The sequence below is a fragment of the Micromonospora matsumotoense genome, from assembly GCF_050951065.1.
Lineage (GTDB): Bacteria > Actinomycetota > Actinomycetes > Mycobacteriales > Micromonosporaceae > Micromonospora > Micromonospora matsumotoensis.
In genome coordinates this window covers 1,097,407-1,110,163 of record NZ_CP192025.1, presented here as the reverse complement: position 1 = coordinate 1,110,163, position 12,757 = coordinate 1,097,407, and the positions used below count along the sequence as shown (strand labels likewise).

At 72.1% G+C, this 12,757-nt stretch carries 10 protein-coding genes; 4 read left to right on the top strand and 6 right to left on the bottom strand.

The features are described 5' to 3' along the window. Positions 1–222 precede the first annotated feature (222 nt). Both ACQP1S_RS05260 and ACQP1S_RS05255 read left to right on the top strand, forming a co-directional pair. Positions 223–450, top strand: coding sequence for a helix-turn-helix domain-containing protein (locus ACQP1S_RS05260; protein ID WP_091248481.1), 228 nt, complete (start codon positions 223–225; stop codon positions 448–450). Positions 451–552: 102 nt separating this feature from the next. After that, the gene (locus tag ACQP1S_RS05255) at positions 553–1,134 is read left to right on the top strand and encodes an Rv3235 family protein (RefSeq protein WP_432903599.1); all 582 of its coding nucleotides are present in this window, start codon (positions 553–555) and stop codon (positions 1,132–1,134) included. A gap of 120 nt (positions 1,135–1,254) precedes the next feature. Here ACQP1S_RS05255 and secA read toward each other — a convergent pair whose 3' ends face one another. Beyond that, positions 1,255–4,179, bottom strand: coding sequence for a preprotein translocase subunit SecA (gene secA, locus ACQP1S_RS05250; RefSeq protein ID WP_432903596.1), 2,925 nt, complete (start codon positions 4,177–4,179; stop codon positions 1,255–1,257). A 169-nt stretch (positions 4,180–4,348) separates the two neighbouring features. On the opposite strand from secA, the gene ACQP1S_RS05245 reads away from it, so the two are divergent. Together ACQP1S_RS05245 and ACQP1S_RS05240 are read left to right on the top strand one after the other, a co-directional pair. After that, positions 4,349–5,503: a GNAT family N-acetyltransferase gene (locus ACQP1S_RS05245; protein ID WP_432903594.1), complete on the top strand. Its 1,155-nt coding sequence runs from the start codon at positions 4,349–4,351 to the stop codon at positions 5,501–5,503. Next, on the top strand, positions 5,500–6,639 hold the full coding sequence (locus tag ACQP1S_RS05240; RefSeq protein ID WP_432903590.1) for a GNAT family N-acetyltransferase: 1,140 nt from the start codon (positions 5,500–5,502) through the stop codon (positions 6,637–6,639). Before ACQP1S_RS05245 ends, ACQP1S_RS05240 begins: the two co-directional genes overlap by 4 nt. A 106-nt stretch (positions 6,640–6,745) precedes the next feature. On the opposite strand, the gene hpf is transcribed toward ACQP1S_RS05240, so the two are convergent. The 5 genes from hpf to mtrA form a co-directional block, all read right to left on the bottom strand. Beyond that, positions 6,746–7,372 (bottom strand): ribosome hibernation-promoting factor, HPF/YfiA family, encoded by a 627-nt coding sequence (gene hpf / locus ACQP1S_RS05235; protein ID WP_328339858.1) that lies wholly within the window; start codon positions 7,370–7,372, stop codon positions 6,746–6,748. 250 nt (positions 7,373–7,622) lie between these two features. After that, the gene (locus ACQP1S_RS05230) at positions 7,623–8,330 is read right to left on the bottom strand and encodes a ComF family protein (protein WP_363674195.1); all 708 of its coding nucleotides are present in this window, start codon (positions 8,328–8,330) and stop codon (positions 7,623–7,625) included. 7 nt (positions 8,331–8,337) lie between these two features. Next, a complete protein-coding gene (locus ACQP1S_RS05225; protein ID WP_432903586.1) occupies positions 8,338–10,164 on the bottom strand; it encodes an LpqB family beta-propeller domain-containing protein in 1,827 nt (608 codons plus the stop codon). After that, positions 10,161–11,918: an MtrAB system histidine kinase MtrB gene (mtrB, locus tag ACQP1S_RS05220; protein ID WP_432903583.1), complete on the bottom strand. Its 1,758-nt coding sequence runs from the start codon at positions 11,916–11,918 to the stop codon at positions 10,161–10,163. Before mtrB ends, ACQP1S_RS05225 begins: the two co-directional genes overlap by 4 nt. A gap of 13 nt (positions 11,919–11,931) precedes the next feature. Next, on the bottom strand, positions 11,932–12,621 hold the full coding sequence (gene mtrA / locus ACQP1S_RS05215) for an MtrAB system response regulator MtrA (protein ID WP_067306208.1): 690 nt from the start codon (positions 12,619–12,621) through the stop codon (positions 11,932–11,934). Positions 12,622–12,757: the final 136 nt, after the last annotated feature.

The window sequence follows — 12,757 nt, the reverse complement described above, 5'->3', positions numbered from 1 at the left end:
TGGAAGCCGCCGCACCGGCCCGACGACCCCGCTTCGGGCGGGATCAGCCCGGCACACCCCGTCGGCCTGCGATCGGGCCGGCGACACCGCCGGCCTCCCCAGGGCGGCCGGCAGGAGACGGTCGGTCACCGGACAGCCAGGATCGACCGGACGGTCCGATGCTGGGCGGGGAAGGCTGTCGGTGGCAAACTGAGCCCAACGACGCCAAGCTGAGGGGTTTCCGTGGAGCCGAGGTTTCTCCTGCTCTCCGACGTGGCCACCGAGCTGAACGTGTCGGATTCGCAGGTCTATCACATGGTACGCAGCGGTGAACTCCCGGCCATCAAGATCGGTGGACGGGGGCAGTGGCGGGTCGAGCGCGCCCGGCTGGAGGAGTACATCCAGTTCAAGTACGCCGAGACCGCCGAGTGGGTACGCGGCAACCCGCTCACCGACCGCGACCCGGAGTGACCGGACCATCCCGCTGAGCCATTGACCCTGGGCGTTGCCATGTCCGACAATCGAAGCTGTCGGAAGCAAACGAAGGCAAACGTAGGGATTGAGGGTGCGACGATGGCCGACTCCCGCCGTCCGGGGCCGACCCGACCGCCGATCCGGTTGCGCCCCGCCCCCATCGCCGATCCGCCCTATGTCGACGAGGTGCCGGATCTCTGGCCTCGGCCACCCGGTCAGCTCGCCCTCGATCTGTTCGGCACGGGACAGCAACCCATCGGCCGTCCGGCCGGCCGGCGACCCGACCCCCGACCCCACCCCGGGCACCCGGCCGCCCCACCACTGCCCCCGCCCGCCACGGCCACTCCCGAGGCGACCCGTGCGGCGCACCGGTTCGTCGGCACCTGCCTGGAGATCCTCAACGGTTACCGGCCGCCCGGCCAGATCCGGGCACTGGTCGAGCCGGGGCGCACCGTCGAGGTGACCGAGCAACTCGCCCGCGCCGCGTCCCGTACCCCGCCGGTGAGGCGGCGCTCCACCCGGCCCGCCGTCCACCTGCGCCGGATGCGGGTGTACGAGCCGCGCCCGGCGGCGGTCGAGGTGGCCGCGGTGGTCACCGCCAGCGGCCGCACCTGGGCCATGGCACTCCGCCTGGAACAGCGCCGAGGCAGCTGGCTCTGCACCACCCTCCAGGTCATCTGACCCCGAAGCACCCACGCCGGGTAGTCGGCCAGTTCGGGCGGTAGGTTGCCCGCTGGCCGCTCAGAAACGCGAGGACGCCCGCCTGCTCAGTTGAGCGGGCGGGCGTCCTCGCGGTTCGGATCAGGCGCCGCCGTTGGGCGCGCCGTGGCAGCGCTTGTACTTGCGGCCGGAGCCGCACGGGCAGGGCGCGTTGCGGGACGGGCCACCCTCGGCCCGGTCGACCGGGCCGGTGGTACGCCGGGCGGTGCTGGCCGCGGCGGCCTGACCGCCCGCCCCTGCGGCGGCCGGACGACGCGGCGGGCCGGCGGCGGGCCGGGTCTGCGACGGGGGCTGCGGCTGCCCGCTCCCGATGCCGAGTGCCGGGGCGGACGGCGCAGGCTCGGGCCGCTCCACGGTCACCGCGCCCGCGCCGGCCTCACCGTCGATGGTGGGGGCGGAGTATTGCAGCCCCTGCTGCTGCGGCGCACGGTTGAGGCCCTTGGCCCGGATCTCGACCGGCTTCTCCAGCAGCTGGACTTCCTCAGCCTCCGGCTCCGGCTCCTGGACCTGCACCTCCAGGTTGTAGAGGAACCCGACCGTCTCCTCCTTGATGCCGTCCATCATGGTGGCGAACATGTCGAAGCCCTCGCGCTGGTACTCGATGACCGGGTCGCGCTGGGCGTACGCCCGGAGACTGATGCCCTCCTGGAGGTAGTCCATCTCGTAGAGGTGCTCGCGCCACTTACGGTCGATGACCTGGAGCAGCACCATCCGCTCAAGCTGGCGGGTGGCCTCCTCACCGAGGCTCTCCTCGCGCCGGTCGTACGCGGCGTTCGCGTCCTCCTTGAGGCGGGCCAGCAGGAAGTCCTGGTCCAGGCCGGACCGGGAGCCGACCTCCTCCTCCAGCTCCTCGACGGTGATGCCCACCGGGTAGAGCTGCTTGAGGCTCGTCCAGAGCTGGTCGAGGTCCCAGTCCTCGGCGTAGCCGTCGCTGGTGGCCCCCACCACGTACGCGCCGATGGTGTCGTCGATCATGTTGCGGACCTGGTCGGAGAGGTCCTCGCCGTTGAGTACGCGCAACCGCTCGGCGTAGATCACCTGGCGCTGCTTGTTGAGCACCTCGTCGTACTTCAGGACGTTCTTGCGGATCTCGGCGTTCTGGCCCTCGATCTGGGCCTGGGCGTTCTTGATCTGCCGGGTGACCATCTTCGACTCAATGGGCACGTCCTCCGGGATGTTGAACCGCTCCATCACGGCCTCGACCGCGCCGGCCCGGAACCGCTTCATCAGCTCGTCCTGGAGCGACAGGTAGAACCGGGACTCGCCCGGGTCACCCTGCCGGCCGGCCCGACCGCGCAGCTGGTTGTCGATCCGGCGGGACTCGTGCCGCTCGGTGCCGAGGACGTAGAGGCCGCCGGCGGCGGCCACCTCCTCGGCCTCGGTCGCGCACGCCTGCTTCCAGGTGGGCAGGACCTCCTCCATCGCCTTGCCGTACTCGTCCTCCTGCTCGACCGGGTCGAGGCCGCGCTGGCGCAGCTCGCTGGCGGCGAGGAACTCGGCGTTGCCGCCGAGCAGGATGTCGGTGCCGCGGCCGGCCATGTTGGTGGCGACGGTGACCGCGCCCTTGCGGCCGGCCTGCGCGACGATCTCGGCCTCTCGGGCGTGGAACTTCGCGTTCAGCACCGAGTGCGGGATGCCCCGGCGGCGCAGCAGCGTGGAGAGGATCTCGGAGTTTTCCACCGAGACGGTGCCGACCAGCACCGGCTGGCCGGCCTGGTGCCGCTCGGCGATGTCCTCGATGACCGCGTTGAACTTGGCCTTCTCGGTCTTGTAGATGACGTCGGCCTTGTCCATCCGGACCATCGGCCGGTGCGTGGGGATGGACACCACGCCGACCTTGTAGACCTTGTTGAACTCGCCCGCCTCGGTCTGGGCGGTACCGGTCATGCCGGAGAGCTTCTCGTAGAGGCGGAAGTAGTTCTGGAGGGTAATGGTGGCCAGGGTCTGGTTCTCCTGCTTGATCTCCACCCCCTCCTTGGCCTCGATCGCCTGGTGCATGCCCTCGTTGTAGCGGCGGCCGTGCAGGATGCGCCCGGTGAACTCGTCGACGATCAGGACCTCGCCGTCGCTGACGATGTAGTCCTTGTCGCGCTTGTAGAGCTCCTTGGCCTTGATCGCGTTGTTGAGGTAACCGACCAGCGGGGTGTTCACCGACTCGTAGAGGTTGTCGATGCCGAGCCGGTCCTCGACCTTGGCCACGCCGCGCTCGGTGACCGCGATGGTGCGCTTGGCGTAGTCGACCTCGTAGTCGCCCTCGCCGTCCTTGCCGGACTGGAGGCGGGCCACCACCCCGGCGAACTCGCCGTACCAGCGGGCGGAGTGCTCGGCCGGGCCGGAGATGATCAGCGGGGTCCGGGCCTCGTCGATCAGGATCGAGTCGACCTCGTCGACCACGGCGAAGTTGTGCCCCCGCTGGACCAACTCCTCGTGGGACCAGGCCATGTTGTCGCGCAGGTAGTCGAAGCCGAACTCGTTGTTGGTGCCGTAGGTGATGTCGCACTCGTAGGCGGCCTTGTGTTCGACGGCCGGCCGGTTGGGCAGCACCACGCCGACGGTCAGGCCGAGGAACTCGTGCACCTGGCCCATCCACGCGGCGTCGCGCTGGGCCAGGTAGTCGTTGACGGTGACCACGTGCACGCCCTTGCCGGAGAGCGCGTTGAGGTAGACCGCCATGACCGAGGTCAGCGTCTTGCCCTCACCGGTCTTCATCTCGGCGATGTTGCCGAAGTGCAGCGCCGCGCCGCCCATCACCTGGACGTCGTACGGCCGCTGGCCGAGCACCCGGGCGGACGCCTCGCGCACGGTGGCGAACGCCTCGGGCAGCAGGTCGTCGAGGGTCTCACCATCGGCGAGCCGCTCCCGGTACTGATCAGTCAGTGACCTCAGCTCGTCGTCGGTGAGGTTGACGTAGTCGTCCTCGATCGAGTTGACGGCGGCGGCGATGGCCTTCAGCCGGCGCACCATACGGCCCTCGCCCGCGCGGAGGACCCTTTCCAGAATCGACACGGATCAACGCTCCCCTAGACAGTCTCGCACCATCGTAGGCGCTCCGACGGCGCGATGGTCACTGGTGGCGGCGGTCCGGCCCGACTAAACCGACATAACGCTCGGCTCGGCCCGCCACCCACGATTATCCGGTTACGCCCACCGCGAACGATCCGGCACGATGACTCGGATGGAGCCTGTGGAGATCATCGAGGACGGCCTGCTGCTGCGTCCGTGGCTCGCCTCGGACGCGGAAGACGTGCACCGGGCTTGCCAGGACCCGGACATCCAGCGCTGGACCACCGTACCGCGTCCGTACCGGCCTGAACACGCCCATGGTTTCGTCACCGAGATCGCCACCCGCGCCTGGGCTGACGGCACCGGCGCGCCGTTCGCGGTCTGCGACGCGACCACCGGCCAGCTGCTGGGCTCCTGCGGCCTGGTCTCGATCGACCGGACCCTCGACTCCGGCGAGATCGGCTACTGGACCGCCCCGTGGGCCCGCGGCCGGGGGGTCACCGTGCGGGCCGTCCGGGCGGTCGCCCGCTGGGCCTTCGAGGCGCTGTCCCTGCGCCGGCTGATCTGGCAGGCCGAGGTCGGCAACCACTTCTCCCGGCTGGTCGCGCTGCGGGCCGGCATCCAGGTCTCCGGCGAACTACGGCTCGCCCACCCCGCCGGGGACGGCCGGGCCGAGGGGTGGGTCGGCTCGCTGCTGCCCGGGGAGGTGCCCGCCGTCGGCGCGACCGGCCCCGCCGGGTCGGGCACCCTGGACGCCCGGCGGGCCGCCGTGTTCAGCCGGCCCCCACCCGTCCTCTTCGCCGCCACCGGGGACACCGAGCTGCGGCTACGACCGATGGAGGAACGCGACCTGGACGGGGTCGTGGCCACCTGCCGGGACCCCGACACCGTCCGGTGGACCAGCGTGCCGCACCCCTACCAGCGCACCGACGCCGAGGGCTACCTGGGCTACGGCGGGCTGGCCTGGGCGCGGGGCAGCAGCGCGTGCTTCGTGCTGGCCGACCCGGACGACGCCTTCGCCGGCACCGTCGACCTGCGGTTGAACCCCACCGACCCGCTGCTGGCCGAAGTCGGCTTCATGACCGCGCCGCACGCCCGGGGGCGGGGCTGGATGCCGGCCGCGCTCGGCGCGCTCACCGCCTGGGGCATCACCGGCCTCGGCCTGGCCCGGGTCGAGTGGAAGGCCCACGTCGGCAACACCGCCTCCCGCCGGGTCGCCGAGAAGGCCGGCTTCACCGTCGAGGGCACCCTGCGGGGCGGGGTCTCGCAACGGGGGGACCGGGTCGACGCCTGGGTCGGCGCGCTGCTCGCCGAGGATCTGACGTGACCCCGGACGTCGTCGAGGCCGGTCCGGTGCGGCTGCGGCCGTACCGCCCCGACGACGCCGGGGACCTCGTCGCCGGCTGCGCCGATCCGGTGAACCTGCGGTTCAATCCGGTGCTGCCGCAGCCGTACACCCTGGCCGACGCCCGCTGGTGGATCACCGAGGGCGCCCCGGCGGCGTGGCGCGGCGGCGGGGCCGCGTACGCGATCGTCGACGCCGACACCGACCGACCGGTCGGCGGCGCCGGGCTCAGCCAGGTGGTGCCGGGCCGGGGCCAGGCGGAGCTGGGCTACTGGGTGGCACCGCAGGCCCGGCGGCGCGGGATCGCCACCGCCGCCACCCGGGCGCTGGCGACCGCCGCGTTCCGGGCCGGCCTGGCCCGGCTGGAACTGCTGATCCAGGCCGAGAACCCGGCCAGCCAGCGGGTCGCGCTGGCCGCCGGCTTCCACCCCGAGGGGGTACGCCGGTCCGCCGGCCTGGGCCGCGACGGCAGCCGGTACGACCTGCTCGCCTGGGTACGCCTCGCCGACGACCCGCCGGGCCCGCTCCCGCGTCCGCTGCCGGACCTGCCCGACGGTCGGCTCACCGACACGGTGGTGACCCTGCGCCGGCTCGCCCCTGCGGACGCCGAGGCGTTGCACCGGCTGCACACCCGCCCCGAGGTGGTGGCGACCCGGGTCCGGCCGGTCCCACCGACCCGGGCGGACATCGACCGGCGCTGCGCCGTCGCCGAGAGCGACTGGCTGACCGGCCGGTCAGCCGACTTCGCGCTGTGCGACGCGGTGACCGGCACGATGGTCGGCGGCTGCGCCCTGATCTACGACGAGCCGGCCACCGGTCAGGCGATGATCGGCTACAGCCTGCTGCCCGAGGCGCGCGGCCGGGGCCTGGCCACCCGTGCGGTCCGGCTGCTGGCGGGCTGGGCGTTCGACCCGGTGGGCCTGGCCCGCCTCTGGGCCGGCACCGCCCCCTGGAACACCGCCTCCCAGCGGGTCCTGACCCGGGCCGGCTTCCACCGGGAGGGCCTCATGCGCGCCCGCCTCCCCGCCCCGGACCCCGGCACCCCCCGCCCCGACACCCTCCTCTGGTCCCGCCTCCCCACCGACCCCACCCCGACCCCCCACCCACTCCCCGGGTGATCAAGAGGGTTGCGTCAATTCGATCTTCGAAGCTGACGCAACCCTCTTGATCACCGACGACGGAAGGGGCGGGGGACGGGGAGAGGGGAGGGAAGGGCGGGGGTTGTTAGGTGTCCAGGGAGATGATGCCGTAGTCGTAGGCGTGGCGGCGGTAGACGACGCTGGGGCGGCCGGACTCCTTGTCGTGGAACAGGTAGAAGTCGTGGCCGACGAGTTCCATCTGGAACAGGGCGTCGTCGACGGTCATCGGATCGGCGGGGTGCACCTTGGCCCGGGCGATGTGCCAGGGCTGGTCGTCGTGCTCCTCCGGGCGTTCCTCGACGGCGGTCGCGGTGGCCGTGCCGGTGGCGGCGACGGCGACGTCGTCCAGACCGGCCACCGGCAGACCGGCGGTGGCGGCGGCGACGGAGATCGGCGCATGCCGGCCCCGGTGTACGCGGCGGCGGTCGGCCGCCCGGCGCAGTCGGGTGTCCAGCTTGGCGATGGCCGCGTCCAGCGCGCTGTAGAAGTCGTTCGTGCAGGCCTCGGCCCTGATCACCGGCCCACGGGAGACACAGGTGATCTCCACACGCTGGCAGGTGTCGGACTGGCGGGGATTGCGTTCGTGGAACAGCTCCACATCGACCCGGATGAGCTTGTGATCGTAGCGTTCGATCTTTGCGAGTTTCTCCGCTACGTGTACCCGGTAATGGTCCGGCACTTCGACGTTTCGACCCTTGACCACGATGTCCACGTGACCTCCCTTTTCCGGATGGTCGGCTGATCTTCGAATCCGGTCGAGCGACCTCGGGAGGGCCCCTGGGAGCGTCGACCGGTCAGGTACGGCTACGCCTCCTTCCACCGTCGGGGGCGGGTGGGAAACCCTTCCTACCCCGACACGAAAACGCTAACTCCTGTTCGCCCGACAGTCACCCCCGGTTGTGGGAAACGCTCAGAGAATTAACAGCAACCAACACCATGGGGTGAAACGGAAACACGAAGCGTCACCAATGCCGCCGCTTTTGCGTTGCACCCAACACGGCCGCGCCGTATGGCGTCATTCCCGCCGCGCGCAAGGTCCGACTCATCGCCGCCAGGGTGGCCCCGGTGGTCAGGATGTCGTCCAACACCACCACCGTCCGGCCACCCGCGCCCCGGCCGGCCCACCCCGGCCGCAGCCGGAACGCCGACGCCGCCGCCTCGGCCCGTCCCGAGTGATCCAGCTCCACCGAATCCGGCCGGGGCAGCGCCCGCACCGGCACCGCCGTCCGCACGTCCCAGCCGGCCCGCCGCAACCGGACCGCCGCGTGCCGGGCCAACCGGGTCAGGTGGTCGCCGTAGCGGGCCCGGGCCGCCGCCGCCCGGTCCGGCACCGGCACCAGCAGCACCGGTCGGGCCGACCCCACCGACGCCGCCACCACCTCCGCCAGCAACCCGCCCAACGGCCGGGCCAGCCCGTGCCGGCCCCGCTCCTTGTACGACAGCAGCGCCTCCCGCAGCGGACCCGCGTACGGGCCGAGAGCGTGGCAGGGCGGCAGGTCGGGTGGGGGCGGGGTGGGTCGGGCCGGCACCGGCCGCAGCGCGGCGAGTTGGCGTACGCACTGCGGGCAGCAGCCCTGTCGCAGGGTCGCGTCCCGCCGCCCGCAGCCCGCGCACCCGGTCGGGAAGACCAGATCGGTCAGGTCCGCCCAGAGTCCGCCGACGTCCCGCACGAGCAGCTCAGAACAGGAAGAACGGTGCGGTCGGGCTGCCCGCCCGGCCACCGGCGGGCGGAGGTGGCACGTCCAGCACCTGTTCGCTGCGGATCGTCTCCGCCGACGGCGAACGGTAGCGGTAGGCGACCCCGTTGGCCTCGTACATCATCATGACGGCGGGCAGCACGTACGTCGGGTTGGCCGGGTAGACCGCGAGGTGGGTCACCCGGGCGCCGACGTCGGTGACCAGCGCGGCCTGCTGCGCCCCGTCCACGCTCACCTCGTAGACCGCCGAGCGGTTGGTGGAGCCGGCGACGGCCAGGGTGTTCTCCTGCGCCCAGTCCACCGCGGACAGGTCGGTCAGCGTGGTGGCGACCTGTCGCACCGGGCCGAGCGACACCACCCCGCCGTCGAGGCTCGCCGCGCTGAGATAGAGCCGACCGCCGACGATCAACGCGATCCGGTGCCCGTCCAGCGAGGTGGCCACCGCGCTGACCTGACCCGTGGCGCCCACCGCCACCTGCACCATCCGGGCCCGGTCGTCGAACCGGTAGAGCCGTCCGTCGGCCACCACCAGCCCGTACGGCTGGGCCGCCCCGAGCGGGCGCAGCCAGACCGGCCGGCCGATCGCGGTGAACGTCTGCGGCGCCGGGGTCATCACCTGCACCGGTGCGACGCCCGAACCGGCGACCAGCCGCTGCCGGCCACCGGGGGCGGTGCTCACCAGGGCGGCGAGGGTCTTCTCCTCGGCGGCCCGCCGCAGGGCGGCCGAGACGATGGTGTGGTTGTCCTCCGCGCGGATCGGCACGGTGCCGATGGACTCGGTCTCGAAGACGAGCGGATGGATCGCCCCGTCATAGACGGTGAACCGCTGCGGTCCCTCGGTGAGCGGGTAGACCGGATTGTTGAGGCGGTGGGCGGCCAGGTCGTCGATGGTCACCCGGGACTGGTTGCGGGTGGTGAGCTGGAGCGGCCCGTCCAGGTCGGACAGTGACCAGGACAGCTGGATGCCGAGCTTCTCCAGCTTGCGGCGGTCGTCCCCGGGCAGGTCGAGATTGACCTCCCAGCGGCCGTCGGTCTTGACCGCGTTGTTGATCAGGGCGGTCCGGTCCGGCAGGCCGCTCACCCCCTGTCGGAGCCAGTCCGACGGGCCGGCGATCAGCCACTTGACCGCCTCGCTGACCAGCCGCTCGGCCGGCACGGCGAGCGGCAGGTAACGCTGGTCGGCGACGAGTCGGGTGGCGTCGGAGTTCCAGAAGTAGACCGTGCGGGTCTGGTAGTACTGCCGCAGCGCCAACGTGTCCAGCAGCAGCACGCTGGGCGGATCGGTGACGTAGTAGCCGCCGTCCGTCGTGCTCTCCTGGCCCGCCTCGGCGGAGCCGCGCAACGAGAACTGGTATTCCGTGTCGGTCACCACCGGTGGGCCGAGCACCCCGTTGGCCCGCAGCAACCCGACCTGCTGCACCGGCACCCGGACGGTGAGCAGACCGCTGGCGTTCTCGGTGATCACCGGCTTCTCGGTCAGCCGGACCACGTTGATCGCGACCTCGCTGCCCTGCTTCTCGGCGAGCCGGTTGCGGTCCTCCCGGGCGATGAACTGCTTGACCCGGGCGTACGCCCGCTCGGGCTCGCCGGCTGCGGCGGCCAGGAAGTTGCGGACGAAGATCTCCCGGTCGGCACCGCTGGCCGTCCGGGTGGGTGGTTCGCCCCGGCCGAAGCTGGACGCGCCCGCCGAGACGGCCGGCCCGGAGCCGTCCACCTGCACGTCGGTGCGGTCGGGGATGCCGCAGCCGGCGGCGAGCGCCAGCAGCGCGGCGCAGAGCAGCCCGGCCAGGGTCCGGCGGCGGCTCACGACCGGGCCTCCGCCCGCTCGTCGGGCGTGGCGGTCGGCCCCGGGCCGATGGCCAGGACGCCACCGCCACCGGGCCCGATGGCCAACAGGTCGCCGTCGCGGGGGCCACCGAAGGGCAGGGTGGCGTCGGCCGGCACCAGCCGCAGCGGTGAGGTGGTGAGCCGGTCGCCGGAGCGGACCGGCAGGGTCAGTCGGAACTGGGCGCCCTGTCCGGGTGCGCCCCACGCCTCCAGCCAGCCGCCGTGCAGCCGGGCGTCCTCCAGGCTGATCGACAGGCCCAGCCCGGTCCCGCCGGTCTGCCGGGCCCGGGACGGGTCGGCCCGCCAGAAGCGGTTGAAGACCAGCTTCTCCTCGCCCGGCTTGAGCCCGACGCCGTGATCGCGCACGGTGACCGCGACGGCGGTCTGGTCGACGCCCAGGGTGATCACCACCGGTTTGGCCTCGCCGTGCTCGACGGCGTTGCCGACCAGGTTGCGCAGCACCCGCTCGACCCGGCGCGGGTCCACCTCGGCGATCACCGGGGTCGTCGGCACGGCCAGCTCGATGGTGACGCCGACGCGTTCGGCCAGCCCGGCGAGGCGGTCGGCGACCCGGTGCACCACCGGCACCAGGTCGGTCGGCTCGGAGTCGAGCATGGCGAAGCCGGCGTCGAAGCGGCTGATCTCCAGCAGGTCGGTGAGCAGCTCCTCGAACCGGTCCAGCTCCGCCTGGAGCAGCTCGGCGCTGCGGGCCACCGCCGGGTCGAACTCGTCGCGCTCGGCGAAGATCAGGTCGGCGGCCATCCGGACGGTGGTCAGGGGGGTACGCAGTTCGTGCGAGACGTCGGAGGTGAACCGGCGCTGGAGGCGGGACATCTCCTCCAGCCGCAGGATCTGCCGTTGCAGGTTGGTCGCCATCTGGTTGAAGGAGGCGGCGAGCAGGGCGAGGTCGTCCTCGCCGTTGACCACCATCCGCTGGTCGAGCAGGCCGGCGGAGAGCCGCTGGGCGGTCCGCGCGGCCACCCGGACCGGGGTCACCACCAGCCGGGTGACCAGGGCGGCGAGCAGGCCGAGCAGCAGCACCAGGGCCACCCCGGTGGCCAGTACGGTGGCCCGGGCGTCGGCGGCGGTGGCGTCCTGCCGGTTGAGCGGTACGAGGTAGTACAGCTCCAGCTGGCCGAAGCGGGTCGGCACCGGGGAACCGTAGACCAGATATTTCGTCTGCTCGCCGGTGAGCCGGCCGGTGCGGATCTGGTGGGCCACCTTGCCGTCGGCGACGGCGGCCCGCAGCTCCCGGCTGACCAGTGGCCGGACGTCCATCGCCGGGGAGGTGCGGGTCTCGATGATGCCGGCGTAGTTGTCGGCGGTGATCGCCACCACGACCCCGCTGGTCTGCTGCGGGTCGCCTCCGGCCAGGTAGTTCACCGTGCCCTCGATGGTGTCCTGGAGCTGCGCCTCCTGCGGCTGGCTGTAGAGGTTGAACTGCTTGGCCGAGTAGTCGCTGCCGTTGCGCAGCCGCAGCAGCACGTCGGTCTCGGCGTTGTCGAGCAGGATGCTGGTGATCTTGTCGGCGATCAGGTAGGCGAAGCCGCCGACCAGCAGGCTGGACACCACCAACGTGATGGTCACCACCCGGACCTGCAACGACCGCCGCCAGGTCTGCCGCAGGCCGGCGGTCACCCGCAGGCAGCGGCCCACCAGCGCACGGCCCAACGCCCGCGCGGCGGGACGCCAGCCGGCGGTGTGCTCGGGGGTGGGGTTCGGTGTGCTGGTCACGGTGCAGACCAGGCTATCCGGTACCCGCCTTGTAGCCCACGCCCCGCACGGTCAGGATGATTTCCGGCCGTTCCGGGTCCGGCTCGATCTTGGCGCGCAGCCGCTGCACGTGCACGTTGACCAGCCGGGTGTCCGCCGCGTGCCGGTAGCCCCAGACCTGCTCCAGCAGCACCTCCCGGGTGAACACCTGACGTGGCTTGCGGGCCAGCGCGACCAGCAGGTCGAACTCCAGCGGCGTCAGTTTCACCTCCTCGCCGTCCCGGCTGACGGTGTGCGCCGGCACGTCGATGGTGATCTGGTTGCCGGGCGGGCCGATGGTCAGCATCTCCGGGGCCACGTCCTCGCCCCGGCGCAGCCGGGCCCGCATCCGGGCCACCAGTTCCTTGGGCTTGAACGGCTTGACCACGTAGTCGTCGGCGCCGGACTCCAGGCCGAGCACCACGTCGACGGTGTCGCTCTTGGCGGTCAGCATGACGATCGGCACCCCCGACTCGCCACGGATCGCCCGCGCCACGTCGATACCGCTCATTCCGGGCAACATCAGGTCGAGCAACACGATATCGGGTCGACTGTCCCGGAATGCGGCCAACGCCCGTTCCCCGTCGGCGACGAAGGAGGGCAGGAAACCCTCGCTGCGCAGGACGATGCCGAGCATCTCGGCGAGCGCGGGGTCGTCGTCGACCACCAGTACCCGGGCTCTCATGGGGTTTATGTTTCCATCCCCGTTCAGTTGGTGGGATCGCGTCTGGATGGCACGGTACTGCCGGAAGAGGGCTCACCGCACGTCCCACGCGCGATATCTCCCCCGATGGCCGCATCGGTGGGCCCGCACGGCGGGT

Bases quoted from the DNA above. Each gene is read 5' to 3' on its own strand.
- ACQP1S_RS05255 (WP_432903599.1), top strand. From the start codon at position 553: ATGGCCGACTCCCGCCGTCCGGGGCCGACCCGACCGCCGATCCGGTTG.
- ACQP1S_RS05245 (WP_432903594.1), top strand. From the start codon at position 4,349: ATGGAGCCTGTGGAGATCATCGAGGACGGCCTGCTGCTGCGTCCGTGG.
- mtrA (WP_067306208.1), bottom strand. From the start codon at position 12,621: ATGAGAGCCCGGGTACTGGTGGTCGACGACGACCCCGCGCTCGCCGAG.